9 protein-coding genes, 2 tRNA genes and 3 rRNA genes are annotated in these 17,612 nt (G+C 46.7%); 11 read left to right on the top strand and 3 right to left on the bottom strand.

Annotated features, from left to right (window positions below):
• Nucleotides 1–62: 62 nt before the first annotated feature.
• Complete coding sequence (gene rho / locus ELR70_RS05520) at nucleotides 63–1,322, bottom strand: transcription termination factor Rho (RefSeq protein WP_010387091.1); 1,260 nt, start codon at nucleotides 1,320–1,322, stop codon at nucleotides 63–65.
• A gap of 218 nt (nucleotides 1,323–1,540) precedes the next feature.
• Nucleotides 1,541–1,867 (bottom strand): thioredoxin TrxA, encoded by a 327-nt coding sequence (gene trxA / locus ELR70_RS05525; RefSeq protein ID WP_010387092.1) that lies wholly within the window; start codon nucleotides 1,865–1,867, stop codon nucleotides 1,541–1,543.
• 91 nt (nucleotides 1,868–1,958) lie between these two features.
• Between trxA and rhlB the strand changes: the two genes are divergently transcribed.
• The 7 genes from rhlB to rrf all read left to right on the top strand — a co-directional run bounded on the left by rhlB (nucleotide 1,959) and on the right by rrf (nucleotide 10,611).
• On the top strand, nucleotides 1,959–3,245 hold the full coding sequence (rhlB, locus tag ELR70_RS05530; protein WP_054017405.1) for an ATP-dependent RNA helicase RhlB: 1,287 nt from the start codon (nucleotides 1,959–1,961) through the stop codon (nucleotides 3,243–3,245).
• A gap of 38 nt (nucleotides 3,246–3,283) precedes the next feature.
• On the top strand, nucleotides 3,284–4,786 hold the full coding sequence (gene gppA, locus ELR70_RS05535; protein WP_054017406.1) for a guanosine-5'-triphosphate,3'-diphosphate diphosphatase: 1,503 nt from the start codon (nucleotides 3,284–3,286) through the stop codon (nucleotides 4,784–4,786).
• A gap of 481 nt (nucleotides 4,787–5,267) precedes the next feature.
• Nucleotides 5,268–6,800, top strand: a 16S ribosomal RNA gene (locus tag ELR70_RS05540).
• A gap of 76 nt (nucleotides 6,801–6,876) precedes the next feature.
• Nucleotides 6,877–6,953, top strand: a tRNA-Ile gene (locus ELR70_RS05545).
• Between the two features lie 114 nt (nucleotides 6,954–7,067).
• A tRNA-Ala gene (locus ELR70_RS05550) sits at nucleotides 7,068–7,143 on the top strand.
• Between the two features lie 285 nt (nucleotides 7,144–7,428).
• A 23S ribosomal RNA gene (locus ELR70_RS05555) occupies nucleotides 7,429–10,311 on the top strand.
• A 185-nt stretch (nucleotides 10,312–10,496) separates the two neighbouring features.
• Nucleotides 10,497–10,611 (top strand): 5S ribosomal RNA (rrf, locus tag ELR70_RS05560).
• Together the 16S, 23S and 5S rRNA genes with 2 tRNA genes alongside form the textbook arrangement of a ribosomal RNA operon.
• 945 nt (nucleotides 10,612–11,556) lie before the next feature.
• On the opposite strand, the gene ELR70_RS05570 is transcribed toward rrf, so the two are convergent.
• Nucleotides 11,557–12,294: a transporter substrate-binding domain-containing protein gene (locus ELR70_RS05570; RefSeq protein WP_054017015.1), complete on the bottom strand. Its 738-nt coding sequence runs from the start codon at nucleotides 12,292–12,294 to the stop codon at nucleotides 11,557–11,559.
• A gap of 110 nt (nucleotides 12,295–12,404) precedes the next feature.
• Here ELR70_RS05570 and ELR70_RS05575 point away from each other — a divergent pair, with 110 nt between their 5' ends.
• The 4 genes from ELR70_RS05575 to ELR70_RS05590 all read left to right on the top strand — a co-directional run bounded on the left by ELR70_RS05575 (nucleotide 12,405) and on the right by ELR70_RS05590 (nucleotide 17,485).
• A complete protein-coding gene (locus ELR70_RS05575) occupies nucleotides 12,405–13,097 on the top strand; it encodes a DNA-3-methyladenine glycosylase I (RefSeq protein ID WP_054017014.1) in 693 nt (230 codons plus the stop codon).
• Nucleotides 13,094–14,530: a protein adenylyltransferase SelO family protein gene (locus ELR70_RS05580; RefSeq protein WP_054017013.1), complete on the top strand. Its 1,437-nt coding sequence runs from the start codon at nucleotides 13,094–13,096 to the stop codon at nucleotides 14,528–14,530. The genes ELR70_RS05575 and ELR70_RS05580 overlap by 4 nt, the downstream gene beginning before the upstream one ends.
• 3 nt (nucleotides 14,531–14,533) lie before the next feature.
• On the top strand, nucleotides 14,534–16,321 hold the full coding sequence (locus ELR70_RS05585) for an ABC transporter ATP-binding protein (RefSeq protein ID WP_054017012.1): 1,788 nt from the start codon (nucleotides 14,534–14,536) through the stop codon (nucleotides 16,319–16,321).
• 111 nt (nucleotides 16,322–16,432) lie between these two features.
• The gene (locus tag ELR70_RS05590) at nucleotides 16,433–17,485 is read left to right on the top strand and encodes an OmpA family protein (RefSeq protein WP_054017011.1); all 1,053 of its coding nucleotides are present in this window, start codon (nucleotides 16,433–16,435) and stop codon (nucleotides 17,483–17,485) included.
• Nucleotides 17,486–17,612: the final 127 nt, after the last annotated feature.

A 17,612-nucleotide genomic window follows, 5' to 3' on the forward strand; every position in this document is an offset into this window, starting at 1 on the left:
TTCCAAGCAAAGAGCGCATAAAAAAAGCCTGCATAAGCAGGCTTCTTTTCTAGCGTGAATAATTACTTACGCTTCATTGAGTCAAAGAACTCGTTGTTTGTTTTGCACATAGACAACTTATCGATGAGGAATTCCATTGCATCGATTTCACTCATTTCATGGACGATTTTACGTAAAATCCACATCTTTTGTAGTTCGTCCGGCTTAGTGAGCAGCTCTTCACGACGTGTACCTGAGCGGTTGAAGTCGATGGCCGGGAAGACACGCTTTTCAGCAATCTTACGGTTTAAGTGCAGTTCCATGTTACCGGTACCCTTAAACTCTTCGTAAATGACCTCGTCCATCTTAGAACCCGTGTCAATCAGGGCTGTTGCGATGATGGTCAGACTGCCACCTTCTTCAACATTACGTGCAGCACCGAAGAAACGTTTTGGCTTATGCAGTGCATTGGCATCAACACCACCCGTCAGTACTTTACCTGATGATGGGATCACAGTGTTGTAGGCACGTGCAAGACGCGTGATAGAGTCTAACAGGATGATAACGTCTTTTTTGTGCTCGACCAGTCGTTTCGCCTTCTCAATAACCATTTCAGCTACCTGAACATGGCGGCTTGCTGGCTCATCGAAGGTTGAGGCGACAACTTCACCTTGTACCAGGCGTTGCATCTCAGTTACTTCTTCCGGACGCTCGTCGATCAGCAGTACCATCAGGGTTGCGTCTGGGTTGTTGTAAGAAATAGATTGAGCAATATTTTGTAGCAACATGGTCTTACCGGCTTTAGGTGGTGCAACAATCAGTGCACGTTGACCTTTACCGATTGGAGAAGCCAGGTCCAGAACACGCGCAGTGATGTCTTCTGTACTGCCGTTACCACGTTCCATCACCATACGTTCGTTGGCGTGAATTGGTGTCAGGTTCTCGAACAGGATCTTAGTTCTGGAGTTTTCTGGCTTATCGAAGTTAACTTCGTTTACTTTCAGCAGCGCAAAGTAACGCTCACCATCTTTTGGTGGGCGGATCAGACCGCTGATGCTGTCGCCTGTGCGCAGGCTAAAACGTCTGATCTGGCTGGGCGAAACATAAATGTCATCCGGGCCTGCCAGGTAGGAGGCTTCCGATGAGCGTAAAAAGCCGAAGCCATCCTGAAGAATTTCCAGCACGCCGCCGCCATAAATGTTTTCGCCGCTTTTAGCGTGCGCTTTTAAGATGGCGAAGATGATGTCTTGTTTTCTTAGACGGGCAACGTTCTCGAGCCCCATAGACTCGGCAAGTTTTACAAGCTCATTGATTGACTTGTCTTTCAGTTCGCGTAAATGCATATTGGTGGGTTCTTTATTTAAAAGTTGTTCTCTCGTGGTACGAGGGATTGAATTGAAATTGCTTAAGGTTAGTGGCTCTATAAGTTAGCAGCTAGGGGAGCAGTCGTCCAGTCTTTATACAAATTTAATCAGGTAGGGCCGATACAGCGCTACCTGACACATTCAGACTGTGACTTATTGGCTACCAGCGTGAGCTGACGCCAAAGATAAGTTATCAGTTAGATGTTGTTCTCAAGGAACTCGATCAGTTGTGTTTTTGACAACGCACCAACTTTAGTGGCTGCAACCGCACCGTCTTTGAACAGTAGCAGAGTTGGGATACCACGGATACCGAACTTAGGTGGTGTTAGTGAGTTTTGGTCGATGTTAAGCTTAGCTACAGTTGCGCGACCTTCGAACTCGTCTGCAATTTCGTCTAGGATAGGTGCAATCATTTTACATGGACCACACCATTCAGCCCAGAAATCTACCAGTACAGGGGTATCCGACTTAAGCACGTCTGCTTCGAAGCTGTCATCAGTTAATTGAATAATTTTGTCGCTCATTGCGCTCTCCGTTAGAATTAGGTCAATTATTTAATGCGTATTTAAACACTCTTGTTTCTTATTGCAAGTTTAAACGTTATGCTTAATTGCTATGACTAAGACACATTTGACCAATAAAAAATTTATCGACTTTGCTTTAGCACCGGAAGTGGTCGCCGGTTTGACAGCGAGTGGCTTCGAATACTGTACGCCAATCCAAGCAAAGTGCATGCCCTACATCAGTGAGGGTCGAGACATTGCCGGTCAGGCGCAAACAGGTACAGGTAAAACGCTCGCGTTTTTAACTGCGACTTGTCACAGACTGTTGCAAAGCCAATCTGACGCTCAGGTTGCCGGTCAGCCACGTGCGTTGATCATGGCACCGACACGAGAGCTTGCGATCCAAATCCACAAAGACGCACAAATATTGGCGCCGGCGTGTGGGTTAAAGCTTGGCTTAGTATATGGTGGCGAAGAATACGAAAAACAACGGTCGCAGTTAGAAAAAGGGGTGGATATCCTAATCGGCACGACCGGTCGCCTGATCGATTTCTATAAACAAGGTGCCTATAACCTTAATAACATTGAAGTTGTTGTACTGGATGAAGCGGATCGCATGTTTGATTTGGGCTTCATCAAAGATATTCGGTACTTGTTTAATCGTATGCCTGATACGCAGCAAAGGCTTAACCTGCTATTTTCTGCAACCTTGTCTTATCGTGTCCAGGAGCTGGCATTTGAGCACATGCATAACCCGATTCATGTTCAGATAGAGCCAGATGTCAAAACAGGAAAAAGGATCCAAGAGGAGCTATTTCATCCTTCCCAAGAGGACAAAATTCCTTTACTGCTCACTCTGATTGAGGAAGAGTGGCCAGACAAGGCCATTGTATTTGCCAATACCAAGCACAGTTGTGAAAACGTCTATGAATGGCTAAAAAATGACGGGCATCGAGTTGGACTATTAACCGGTGACGTTAATCAGAAAAAGCGTTTGTCGATTCTGTCTAAGTTCACTAAAGGCGAACTGGATCTGCTGGTTGCAACGGATGTTGCTGCACGTGGTTTGCACATCCCTGAAGTGAGTCATGTACTCAATTTTGATCTGCCAGACGATTGCGAGGATTACGTGCATCGTATCGGTCGTACTGGTCGAGCTGGTGCATCAGGGCATGCAATTAGCTTTGCCTGTGAGCAGTATGCATATAACTTACATGAGATTGAAGAATACATTGACCATGCAATTCCGGTTTCTCACTATGATAAGTCGGCACTACTAGATGACATCAAAGCGCCAGCCAGACAGCAAAGGCGCAGAAATCCATCCGGTCAGCGCGGCAATCGCAATGGTAGTAACCGTCGACAAGGTAGTTACCAAAAACCGCGTCCGCGTAATTAATTGGACGTTTTGGTAGAAGTAGATAGAGGTTAGTAAGCGTGGTTCAGAGATCCCCACATGAAAATGTGTATGCGGTGATTGATTTAGGATCAAACAGCTTCCATATGTTAATTGCAAAGCATATGGCAGGTGGCGTACATACAATCGGGCGCGTCAAACGTAAAGTTCGGCTGGCTGCAGGTCTGGATGAGCAAAATTTGCTGAGTGAAGAAGCAATGCAGAGGGGTCTGGAGTGCTTATCTTTATTCGCTGAAAGGCTCCAGGATATTCCGGCTGACAACATACGTATTGTGGCTACTGCGACCTTGCGCCTGGCAACGAATGCCAATGTATTTAAGCAAAAAGCTGAACAAATTCTTGGTCATTCTATTTCTATCATTAGTGGGGAAGAAGAAGCCCGCTCTATTTATAAAGGTGTAGCACATACTTCTGCCTGTCAGGGGCGACAGCTTGTCGTCGACATAGGTGGGGCGAGCACTGAAATAGTCATTGGACAAGGCTTTGATGCTCAGCTTTATCATAGTCTAAATATGGGCTGCGTTACCTACTTGGAACGCTATTTCTCAGATGGTGCGCTTAGTGAAAGCAATTTTGCCGCTGCAACGGCAGCTGCCCACAAAGTTGTTGCTCCTTATGCCGCTCAATACAAAACTTCTGGCTGGGAGCTTGCTATAGGCGCATCCGGCACGGTTCAGGCTATCCAGGAGATTTTTGCGGCGCTCGGCTTAGACGAAATGCTGACTCTGGATAAGCTCCAGGCAATTCGTGAACAGGCAATCCAGTTCGAAAGTATAGAGCAACTTGAGTTACCTGGGTTAAGTGAAGAACGCCGTTTGGTATTTGTCTCTGGGCTTGCCATATTAATTGCTTTGTTTGAGGCTTTGCAGATTGAACGAATGGGCCTGGCGGGCGGTGCCTTACGTGAAGGTATCCTGTACAGCATGATAGACCAGCTGAATCAGGCTGACATTCGTAAACGGACACTTGATGGTTTTATGTCCCGATATCACGTCGATACAGGACAAGCGACGCGAGTGTTTGATATATGCAAAATTTTACTTCAACAATTAGAAGCGCCCATGCAGTTTGACTTTCAAAGTGCATGTGGCTTGCTAAGCGCTGCAGCGTCAATGCATGAGATTGGTTTAGTCATTGACTACAAGTCTTATCATCAGCACAGCGCCTATATATTGAAGCACACTGGCATGCCAGGGTATTCCCGTTCTCAAAAGCAGATGGTGGTCACTTTGGTGGGTAACCATAGGCTCGATGTCGAAGAACAATCTTTCATTCAGTTTGGTAATCATCAAGGCTTCATTGAATTGCTGGTCAGGATACTTCGGGTTGCGGTGATTTTATCTATGCGCCGTCAAGATGATGTTTTGCCTGATCTGTACATTACCGCAACTGAGCCAGAGACACTAACTCTAACATTGCCAGATGATTGGTTGCATGAGCACCCTTTAATGCGCAGCGAATTGGAGTTAGAAGCTGGGTATCAGGAAAAAGCAGGGTGGATACTGAAAATTGAGCGCGATTAGCGCTCTTTTTGTTTAATAAATGTCTAAAAATAGGTGTTTTGGTTGTATTTTGTCCGAACGCACTGTTTTTCTCACTTTTCTTCAGAAAAGGGGTTGCGCTGAGTTTTGATTTCCCTATAATGCGCATCCACCGACACGGGGCACAACGCTGAAAAGCAACGAGTCAACGAGTTGGGAGTCAAATAAAACTTAGGTTTGAATGTTTTGAAAGAAAAATCAAAATTAAGTGTTGACATAAAATGGGAAGTGATTAGAATGCACAACCCTCAGCGCTAACAGCGCAGCGACATTAAGTCGCACAGTTCTTTAAAAATATGAAGCAATCATCTGTGTGGGCACTCGTACAGGTTGAGTTCTAACAGCAGATTCTAGTTCGCTAGATGACGCACAAAAATTTAGAGTCTCAATTTCTTATGAGTGACTAACATAGTCAATTTATACAGAATTCATTGAGCACGAAACTTCGGTTTCAAAAAACTTTTAATTGAAGAGTTTGATCATGGCTCAGATTGAACGCTGGCGGCAGGCCTAACACATGCAAGTCGAGCGGTAACATTTCTAGCTTGCTAGAAGATGACGAGCGGCGGACGGGTGAGTAATGCTTGGGAACATGCCTTTAGGTGGGGGACAACCATTGGAAACGATGGCTAATACCGCATAATGTCTACGGACCAAAGGGGGCTTCGGCTCTCGCCTTTAGATTGGCCCAAGTGGGATTAGCTAGTTGGTGAGGTAACGGCTCACCAAGGCGACGATCCCTAGCTGGTTTGAGAGGATGATCAGCCACACTGGAACTGAGACACGGTCCAGACTCCTACGGGAGGCAGCAGTGGGGAATATTGCACAATGGGCGCAAGCCTGATGCAGCCATGCCGCGTGTGTGAAGAAGGCCTTCGGGTTGTAAAGCACTTTCAGTCAGGAGGAAAGGTTAGTAGTTAATACCTGCTAGCTGTGACGTTACTGACAGAAGAAGCACCGGCTAACTCCGTGCCAGCAGCCGCGGTAATACGGAGGGTGCGAGCGTTAATCGGAATTACTGGGCGTAAAGCGTACGCAGGCGGTTTGTTAAGCGAGATGTGAAAGCCCCGGGCTTAACCTGGGAACTGCATTTCGAACTGGCAAACTAGAGTGTGATAGAGGGTGGTAGAATTTCAGGTGTAGCGGTGAAATGCGTAGAGATCTGAAGGAATACCGATGGCGAAGGCAGCCACCTGGGTCAACACTGACGCTCATGTACGAAAGCGTGGGGAGCAAACAGGATTAGATACCCTGGTAGTCCACGCCGTAAACGATGTCTACTAGGAGCTGGGGTCTTCGGACAACTTTTCCAAAGCTAACGCATTAAGTAGACCGCCTGGGGAGTACGGCCGCAAGGTTAAAACTCAAATGAATTGACGGGGGCCCGCACAAGCGGTGGAGCATGTGGTTTAATTCGATGCAACGCGAAGAACCTTACCTACACTTGACATACAGAGAACTTACCAGAGATGGTTTGGTGCCTTCGGGAACTCTGATACAGGTGCTGCATGGCTGTCGTCAGCTCGTGTTGTGAGATGTTGGGTTAAGTCCCGCAACGAGCGCAACCCTTATCCTTAGTTGCCAGCGATTCGGTCGGGAACTCTAAGGAGACTGCCGGTGATAAACCGGAGGAAGGTGGGGACGACGTCAAGTCATCATGGCCCTTACGTGTAGGGCTACACACGTGCTACAATGGCATATACAGAGTGCTGCGAACTAGCGATAGTAAGCGAATCACTTAAAGTATGTCGTAGTCCGGATTGGAGTCTGCAACTCGACTCCATGAAGTCGGAATCGCTAGTAATCGCGGATCAGAATGCCGCGGTGAATACGTTCCCGGGCCTTGTACACACCGCCCGTCACACCATGGGAGTGGGTTGCTCCAGAAGTGGATAGCTTAACCTTCGGGAGGGCGTTCACCACGGAGTGATTCATGACTGGGGTGAAGTCGTAACAAGGTAGCCCTAGGGGAACCTGGGGCTGGATCACCTCCTTATCGACTTAGAACTGATTTGTTCGAAGTGTCCACACAGATGATTGTTGATTAGAATTAGAGAACACAAACATTGTTTGGGTCTGTAGCTCAGCTGGTTAGAGCGCACGCCTGATAAGCGTGAGGTCGGTAGTTCAAGTCTACTCAGACCCACCACTTCTTCCCGATGCTGCGTTATTAAGCTCGTCGTTTAGAAAACACTAAACGTCCTCACTTAATGCCTGGCCTCGAAAAGAAGCTTGGTTCAGAACAATGTTATCCTAGTAATGTGGGGCTATAGCTCAGCTGGGAGAGCGCCTGCCTTGCACGCAGGAGGTCAGCAGTTCGATCCTGCTTAGCTCCACCACTTTACTACCTACTCCTCATAGATAAACACTCTTAAGGCAGTGACTTTAAATAAGAAGCTGAGAGTTTTTAACTCTGAGAAGTAATTCTCTTGCTCTTTAAAAATTTGGAAAGCTGATATTAAATTCTCGGAATGACAATGAAAATTGTTGTTCTATAGAGTTTTCGAAAGAAAAATGCCGATAAATTCGCAAGAATTTATTAGCGTCTACTTTAGTATTACTTAACTTCTGGCGAAGTTAAAACTGTCTTTAGCAGTACAATTCAAAACTATTTTGGGTTGTATGGTTAAGTGACTAAGCGTACACGGTGGATGCCTTGGCAGTTGGAGGCGATGAAGGACGTACTAACTTGCGATAAGCCTAGTCAAGCCAGTAAGAGGCGCTTGAGACTAGGATTTCCGAATGGGGAAACCCGGCCCTTTGGGTCATCGTTAACTGAATACATAGGTTAACGAAGCGAACGCGGAGAACTGAAACATCTAAGTACCCGTAGGAAAAGAAATCAACCGAGATTCCGAAAGTAGCGGCGAGCGAAATCGGATTAGCCCTTAAGCTTTAATGTAGTTAGTGGAACATTCTGGAAAGTATGACGATACAGGGTGACAGTCCCGTACACGACAACTTATTTAAAGTGAAATCGAGTAGGTCGGAGCACGTGAAACTTTGACTGAATATGGGGGGACCATCCTCCAAGGCTAAATACTCCCAACTGACCGATAGTGAACCAGTACCGTGAGGGAAAGGCGAAAAGAACCCCTGTGAGGGGAGTGAAATAGAACCTGAAACCGTGTACGTACAAGCAGTAGGAGCCCTTCGAGGGTGACTGCGTACCTTTTGTATAATGGGTCAGCGACTTATATTCTGTAGCAAGGTTAACCATTTAGGGGAGCCGTAGCGAAAGCGAGTCTTAACTGGGCGCTTAAGTTGCAGGGTATAGACCCGAAACCCGGTGATCTAGCCATGGGCAGGTTGAAGGTCAGGTAACACTGACTGGAGGACCGAACCCACTAACGTTGAAAAGTTAGGGGATGACCTGTGGCTAGGAGTGAAAGGCTAATCAAACCGGGAGATAGCTGGTTCTCCCCGAAATCTATTTAGGTAGAGCCTCGGACGAATACTTACGGGGGTAGAGCACTGTTAAGGCTAGGGGGTCATCCCGACTTACCAACCCTTTGCAAACTCCGAATACCGTAAAGTACTATCCGGGAGACACACGGTGGGTGCTAACGTCCATCGTGGAGAGGGAAACAACCCAGACCGTCAGCTAAGGTCCCAAAGTGTATGTTAAGTGGGAAACGATGTGGGAAGGCTAAAACAGCTAGGAGGTTGGCTTAGAAGCAGCCATCCTTTAAAGAAAGCGTAATAGCTCACTAGTCGAGTCGGCCTGCGCGGAAGATGTAACGGGGCTAAACATACCACCGAAGCTACGGCTGCGAACTTATGTTCGCGGGGTAGGGGAGCGTTCTGTAAGCGGCTGAAGGTGAACTGTAAGGTTTGCTGGACGTATCAGAAGTGCGAATGCTGACATGAGTAACGATAATGCGGGTGAAAAACCCGCACGCCGGAAGACCAAGGGTTCCTATCCCATGTTAATCAGGGTAGGGTGAGTCGACCCCTAAGGCGAGGCTGAAGAGCGTAGTCGATGGGAAACGGGTTAATATTCCCGTACTTGGTATAAATGCGATGGGGGGACGGAGCAGGCTAGGCAAGCATGGCGTTGGTTGTCCATGTGAAAGGCTGTAGGCTGGTGACTTAGGAAAATCCGGGTCGCTAAGGCTGAGAGTCGAGACGAGCTACTACGGTAGTGAAGTTGTTGATGCCCTACTTCCAGGAAAAGCCTCTAAGCTTCAGTTTATATCGAATCGTACCCTAAACCGACACAGGTGGTCAGGTAGAGAATACTAAGGCGCTTGAGAGAACTCGGGTGAAGGAACTAGGCAAAATTGTACCGTAACTTCGGGAGAAGGTACGCTCTTGTTTGTGAAGGACTTGCTCCGTAAGCAGACGAGAGCCGCAGTGACCAGGTGGCTGGGACTGTTTATTAAAAACACAGCACTGTGCAAAATCGTAAGATGACGTATACGGTGTGACACCTGCCCGGTGCCGGAAGGTTAATTGATGGGGTTAGTCTTCGGACGAAGCTCTTGATCGAAGCCCCGGTAAACGGCGGCCGTAACTATAACGGTCCTAAGGTAGCGAAATTCCTTGTCGGGTAAGTTCCGACCTGCACGAATGGTGTAACCATGGCCACGCTGTCTCCACCCGAGACTCAGTGAAATTGAAATCGCAGTGAAGATGCTGTGTACCCGCGGCTAGACGGAAAGACCCCGTGAACCTTTACTACAGCTTGGCACTGAACATTGACCCTACATGTGTAGGATAGGTGGGAGGCTTTGAAGCGCGCACGCTAGTGCACGTGGAGCCGACCTTGAAATACCACCCTTGTAGTGTTGATGTTCTAACTTAGGCCCCTAATCGGGGTTGAGGACAGTGCCTGGTGGGTAGTTTGACTGGGGCGGTCTCCTCCCAAAGAGTAACGGAGGAGCACGAAGGTTGGCTAAGTACGGTCGGACATCGTACGGTTAGTGTAATGGTAGAAGCCAGCTTAACTGCGAGACAGACACGTCGAGCAGGTACGAAAGTAGGTCATAGTGATCCGGTGGTTCTGAATGGAAGGGCCATCGCTCAACGGATAAAAGGTACTCCGGGGATAACAGGCTGATACCGCCCAAGAGTTCATATCGACGGCGGTGTTTGGCACCTCGATGTCGGCTCATCACATCCTGGGGCTGAAGTCGGTCCCAAGGGTATGGCTGTTCGCCATTTAAAGTGGTACGCGAGCTGGGTTTAGAACGTCGTGAGACAGTTCGGTCCCTATCTGCCGTGGGCGTTTGAGAATTGAGAGGGGCTGCTCCTAGTACGAGAGGACCGGAGTGGACGAACCGCTGGTGTTCGGGTTGTCATGCCAATGGCATTGCCCGGTAGCTACGTTCGGAATCGATAACCGCTGAAAGCATCTAAGCGGGAAGCGAGCCTCGAGATGAGTTCTCACTTTAACTTAGAGTTAACTAAAGGGCCGTTGAAGACTACAACGTTGATAGGCGAGATGTGGAAGTGGTGTGAGCCATTGAGCTAACTCGTACTAATTACCCGTGAGGCTTAACCATACAACGCCAAAGTGGTTTTGTTTGTTAGAAGTTAAGAAATAAAGTAGACGACAGAATTTAATACGCTTTTCCAGATTTTAAGTAAGGTGACACCCGCAGCAGTATTGCGGAAATCAGTTCACCTTGCGCAAATGAAATGCTCGCACACAACGCGATGTCATTAACCATTTGCACGAAAGAATTTGCTTGGTAACCATAGCGTTTTGGAACCACCTGACTCCATGCCGAACTCAGTAGTGAAACGAAATAGCGCCGATGATAGTGTGGGGTTTCCCATGTGAAAGTAGGACATTGCCAAGCTCCTAATAAAAGAAAGCCCGATTCGAAAGAGTCGGGCTTTTTTGCGTTTGGAGTAATTTAAAGAAGCTGTAGATAGAATGGTGTTGTCTATTCATCCATGAAGCTGGTATCTAGCAGTCTTTGGACACACTTCCCTGTGGAGGGCTCCCGGCTCGGCGTCCATGCCTCGCGTTCATTGCGCTGCGAAGCGGTGCTTCGGTCGCAATTCACCCATGTGAAAGTAGGACATTGCCAAGCTCCTAATAAAAAAAAGCCCGATTCGAAAGAGTCGGGCTTTTTTGCGTATGGAGTGATTTAAAGAAGCTGTAAATGCTGTAGCTGCTGGCAATCCACACCGCTCGTATGACAAATGCGCCGGAACAGACACACTCAGCACCGAGAGAAAGGTTTAAACAGTGGCCGCATCAAGTGCGGAATGACAACGGAGGTGTGGTAGAGCTGGATAATACCATTTTGACTAATTAACTGGTCAGATTTATCCAGTCCCTGAAGCACAATGATACCAATTTGTTTAATTAAGTGTTCTATTTTGAGGCGAGAAAATAGGGTCGATAACAAGGCAAAGATTTTGCTATTTAGTTGTTCTAAATGAGAAATTTTTAACGCCGTTAGCGTCATATTTGCTCCTTCAAATAGAACAGGTATTAAGTGAAATTGGTATAAAGCCGGGGGAGCCTGGATCGCAGCAGGAAAACCAACCAATACGCCTGATCAAACATACTCCTGCACTTTTGTTGCATAGAGCTACTACTGATGAAATATCACTATTTTTCCATTCCAAACAAGCCCCCAATACCATCATTTCGCACTTGATACCGGAATCTACTAACAGACCACGCCGTGAGCATGGACCGTACTCAGAGGAGACAATCATTATCAAACTCCAATCAAGATAAAACCTGACTCGATAAAGTGAGCTTTTTACTCGATGTCAAAAAACAACTTTTAATAGTCGTTAATCGCTGAGCAATTTGTCTTATATTTTTCCTGATAAGTGGTGTCAGACATCAGCTGTTTCACTGACTGGTTGTATTTTTTTGCGTATTTCTCACTATGTTGATTTATCAGCAGAAAACCTTGGTTGAAGAAAGCGGGTTTTGGTTGCCTTACCAGGCGCTTTAGGTCAGATTCAGGTAAAGCTTTGGAATATTCTCTTTCTGTTTGCTCATCTAAAATAATAATGTCTGTGCGTTGGCGCAGCAGGAATTGTAAGTTTTTGGTGGTATAAGTTGCTTCCATCACTTCAATTTCGTGTTCTTTGATTGCCTGGCGAAGCTTATCGGGATAAGTCAGGCCTTTATTGAGAAGTAATCGATATGGCTTGAGGTCAGCATAAGAGTTGAATTCGAATGCCAGAGTATCAAGATGATAAAAGTGAGAAACCTCTGAGGTAATAGGATAACTGGTGTAAATGTACTCCGATGCCCGCTTTTCATTATAATACCAGTAAGCACTACCGATAAATTCAGCTTTTTTTCCTTCCTCATAGGCCCGCTGCCATGGCATAAACACAAACCTGACTCGGATCCCGTGCAAAGCAAATGCATCTCGGATAAGCTGAGCGGTACAGCCCTGATCCTCACGGTGCCTGTCTACGTATGGTGGCCATTGACCTGTTGTAATATGTACCGTCTCGGCTGCGGTAGTGAGACTAAAAAATAAAGCAATAATAAAGTATTTCACTGACAAAGCTCTGAAAACTGGGCTAAACAAAACTATAGCGCTTATTGTTGAATAAAACGAATAGGCCAATAAAAGCGATTAACCAAATGATTAGAATAAAAGGCTAAGTTGTGGAAAGTTTTTTAGATATTTATGAACGAGCATGCGCGAGAAAAGGCTCGAAAGGTGTTCTGGAGTCATTGCTCAAGGATCCGTTGTCACAAGCACAGCTGACACAGCTATCCGATGATGTTTGGTTAGAAGAGTTTACGAGAAAAATATTTCAAAGTGGGTTTTACTGGTCTGTTATCAATGCCAAGTGGCCAGGTTTTCGCGAAGTATTCTGGGAGTTTTCGATAGAAAAGCTTCTATATATGTCGCCTGAGATGTACGAGCAGCGCGCGCAAGACGAACGTATAGTACGTAATTACAAAAAAGTGCAGAGCGTTGCTCATAACTGTCAGATGATCCATGAGCTGGCACTGGAGCATGGCAAGTTTAGTAAGTTCGTAGCGGACTGGCCGGAAGACAACATTATAGAATTGTGGCTCTTATTGAAAAAGCTGGGGAGCCGACTGGGTGGAAATACGGGCCCTTATGCATTGAGGGCCGTTGGTAAAGATACATTTATTCTGAGCCGTGATGTTGAGGCTTATCTCAGAGCGCATGATGTGATTTCTGGTGGATTGCATAGCCTAAAGTCATTGCGCGCTGCGCAAGGCTTCTTCAATGAGCTACATAGACAAAGTGGTTATTCGTTGCAAAAATTAAGTCAGCTTGTTGCATATAGCGTGGGAGACAATGTGGTAGGAGTTTCATCATGAGTGGCTTTTTTTCCCGTTATACCGAATTGGGTGACATTTATCTGGTGCCGCAACAGCCTAAACAGTTTGAGCAGGCGCAGCTAATACTAACCAATGCAGAGTTACTGACTGAATTGGGTATGGATATAGATAAGCAGCAGTTGCGAGGTTATCTGGCTGGGGTATCCAAGATTGAGAATATTGAGCCGGTTGCAATGGCATACTGTGGTCACCAATTTGGTCACTTTAATCCGCAATTAGGTGATGGCCGTGCGCATTTGATAGCCTCTTTTGTTACAGCGCAGGGGGACGCCTATGATATGCACCTAAAGGGCTCTGGCGCGACGGTTTTCTCACGAGGGGGTGATGGGTTGTGCGCACTTGGCCCTGCAATTAGAGAATACATCATGAGTCATGCAATGCATGCGCTGGGGGTACCAACGACTCGATGTTTAGCGGTATTGTCAACCAATCAGCTGGTGATGCGACAAGAGCAGGAGCCAGGTGCCGTTGTCTGTCGTATTGCCAGAAGTCATATTCGGGTTGGGACATTTCAGCTAATGGCAATGAAGAAGGACGTTGATGCAATGAAGACATTGGTAGAGCTTTGCATTGCAGATCAGTTTAATGATATCTCCTCAAGTGGTGAGCAGAGAATCTTCGACTTTTTTGAACAAGTGTGTTTGCGCCAGTGTGCTTTGGTCCTAGAGTGGATGCAGGTCGGCTTTATCCATGGAGTAATGAACACCGATAATACCTTGATTAACGGCGAGACCATTGATTATGGTCCCTGTGCAATGATGGAGTCTTTCTCATTTGACGCGGTGTTTAGTTCCATTGATCGTCAGGGTCGCTATGCATTTGGCCAGCAACCGAATATCGCCAGTTGGAACTGTGGTCGCCTTGCTGAGTCGCTGATGCTGTTAATGAGTGACAAAGATGCCGCGCTGGAACGTTTTTCAGCTATCTTAAGCCAGTTTGCTGAAGAGTTTAATAAGGGCTATCAACAGATGTGGTCTAACAAGCTTGGACTACTAAGCTGGCAGGAGTCTGATCAGACATTGCTGAGTGAACTTTTGTCGCTTATGCAGCAAAATAAGCTCGATTACACCAATACCTTTGCAGCCCTCACCAACTCGTTGCAGCCCACTCCACTTCCAGGTTATGCGATACCAGAGGCCTTAGCTGACTGGGTGGGAAAATGGCGTAAACGAGTTGGTGAGAGTAATTTGCCAGCAGCACACTCCATCATGCAGTCGGCTAACCCTGCGATAATTCCACGTAATGGCATGGTTGAGCACTTTATTAGCGAGTTTAACCTGGCAAAGCATAGTGATGAGTTTACGCAATGGCTGAATGCACTTAAAACGCCTTATGTGTATCAGGCATACCCAGCGCAGTGGTTGGCAACCATGACTAACGAACAAGCTTATCAAACATTTTGTGGTACTTAAGTTATGAGTGAACAGACCGACCAGGTATTGACCTGGCAGGAAATAAAGAGACAGATCCTCACACATAGAACGCCACTGATTTATGCCCACCTCATTGCATTGTGTGCTGCGCTAGTGAGTGTTCCTATTCCTTTGATGATGCCTTTACTGGTTGATGAAGTACTACTGGCACACCCCGGGGCGGCTGTAGATACCCTGAATGCCTTCTTACCGACACAGTGGCAAGGTGCAACGGGCTACATCGTGTCGATCCTGATTGCAGTGGTGTGTATGAGGCTCTCAGCGCTACTATTGGGTGTTGCTCAGTCTCGGCAGTTTACTATTATCGGTAAGGATATTTCTTATCGGATCCGTGAAAGGCTGCTGGTGCATTTGGCAAAAGTTCAGCTGAAGGAATATGAAACACAGGGAGCTGCGGCGATAAGCTCCCGTTGTATCACAGATATCGAAACGCTCGATGGGTTCATCAGCCAAACTTTATCCCGTTTTTTAATCGGAATTTTGACGATTATAGGAACGGCTGTGGTGTTACTCTGGATTGATTGGGTGCTGGGATTGATCATTCTGACTCTGAACCCGGCAGTAATTTACTTTTCCCGCCAATTTGGCAAACGTGTTAAGGATCTTAAAAAGCGTCAAAACAATGCATTTGAAGCGTTTCAGAGCGCACTGGTTGATACCTTAGATGCCATCGCCCAGTTAAAAGCCATGCGACGAGAGCAAAGTTATTTTGATACCGTTGTGGATGCCGCAAAGTCACTGCGTCATCACTCTGTTCAATCTCAATGGAAGACCGATGCAGTCAATCGCCTGAGCTTTACGGTATTCCTATTAGGCTTTGAGGTGTTTCGCGCCATTGCTATGCTGATGGTGGTTTTTTCCGATCTGACCGTTGGTCAGATATTTGCGGTGTTTGGTTACTTGTGGTTTATGATGGGGCCGGTACAGGAAATACTCAGTATTCAGTATGCTTACTATGGTGCAACGGCTGCGCTACAACGTCTCAATCAGGTTCTGGCATTCGACACTGAGCCTTATCAGGTGGTAGACAGCAAGGTGTTTCAACAGCCCAATATTCGCATAGATTTCAGGCATGTGAGTTTTGCCTATCAGGATGGTTTGCCGGTGCTCAACGATGTGTCTCTGACTTTGCCCAGTGGTAAAAAAACGGCTTTGGTGGCGGTGTCTGGTGGGGGAAAATCAACGGTTGTTCAGTTACTGCTGGGACTATACCAAAAGCAGGCCGGGGATATTTTGATTAATGATATACCAGTTGAAAAAGTGGGCTTTCATGCTATTCGGGAGCATGTTGTTACTGTGCTGCAGCAGCCAATTCTGTTCAATGCCAGTATTCGGGAAAACTTGGCAATGGGTAAATCATGTGACGATGAGCAATTATGGCATGCCTTAAAGGTGGCTGAATTGGCCCACACTGTCATGGAAATGCCACAGCAGCTAGACACTGTGGTAGGCAGAAATGGCGTGCGCTTGTCGGGAGGTCAAAAGCAGCGGCTGGCCATTGCGCGTATGGTGGCTGCCGACCCTAAAGTGGTGATACTCGATGAAGCGACTTCGGCATTGGATGTTGAGACAGAGGCGAAAATCCACCGCAACTTAAATACTTTCTTATCAGGCAGAACCACGCTCATTATCGCACACCGTTTAAGTGCGATTCGCCAGGCAGATCAAATCTATGTGTTAGATGATGGGGTGGTGAGTCAGGCTGGTGATCATCTTAGCCTGGTTGCTGAGGAAGGTCTTTACCGTGTTTTATTTGGTCATCAGAGCTGAATGTAAAATTAACAAAAAATTCCTACCTGGTGTTAAGTAAATATTAAGACATCATCTACTATTATTACTGCAAATGTCAGATTGCACTATTATTTTACAGAGGGAAGGATGATGAAACTAAGAATGCTAAGCGTTGTTGTATCAGCTTTAATTGCAACGGGAGCGCAGGCCGACGAACATAAAGAAGGCGTTTATTTGGGCGTCTTTGGCGATTACTACAATGCAGAGTGGGAAAATAGCCGAGATGCCGCAGGTGTGACGGTGGATGACTCAACTGGCTGGGGTGCTGAGCTGGGTTACCGTTTCAGTAAGTACTGGAGTGGCCGAATTGAATATGCAGACATGGATTTTGATCTGTCGGGTGTCCGTAGCGATTCTGTTGATGGCGACAGAATAGGCCTTGATGCTTTGTATCACTTCAACGGTGGTCCGTTCTATGCGCTGGCGGGTCTCAAATCAATAGATGTATTTGATAGCAATACCTTTGTGAATGTGGGTGCAGGATATCGCCACCACTTCAGCGATAACTTTGCAGCTAACTTTGAGACTGCGATTTATCAGGGCATCGACCGTGGGTACACGGATATTGGTGCCAAGCTGGGGATTAATTATTTCTTTGGTAGCTCTGGTCACAGTAAGCCTGTTGAACCAGCTCCAGCTCCGCAGCCTGAGCCTGTGGTTGTGGTTGCGGCGCCTGTCGATAGCGATAAAGACGGTATTTATGACATGGATGATCAGTGTGCTAACACACCAATGAGTGATGCCGTCGATGCTGCGGGTTGCACACTGTATGAAGACAAAGAAGTAACGGTCAGCCTTCTGGTGCGCTTCCCAAACAATAACTCTAGTGTGTCTCAGCAGTATCTGGACGACATTCAGGCCGTGGTACGATTCCTGAATGAGCATCCAGAAACAACGGTGGTGCTTGAAGGTCATACCTCAGCGGTAGGTAAAGCCGAGTACAACAAATGGTTGTCTAAGAAGCGCGCGGATGCCGTAGCAAAACAGCTAGTAGACAAAGGCATTGATGAAATGCGTATTACAACGGTTGGCTTTGGTGAAGAGCGCCTGAAAAACATGGGTGATTCTGCACAAGCTCACGCGGAAAACCGCCGTGTGGAAGCAAAAGTGAAATCAATCGAACGCGTAAAAGTTCAACGCTAATCACATTCGCATAAAGATAGCCCGGCAAGAACCGGGCTTTTTTGTGCCTTTTTTATATCCGTATTACTGATTACTTGCTGTTACTTCTATTCATGAATGAACTTCTTTTTACTCTATTCATTCATGG

Source organism: Pseudoalteromonas sp. R3, assembly GCF_004014715.1.
Lineage (GTDB): Bacteria > Pseudomonadota > Gammaproteobacteria > Enterobacterales > Alteromonadaceae > Pseudoalteromonas.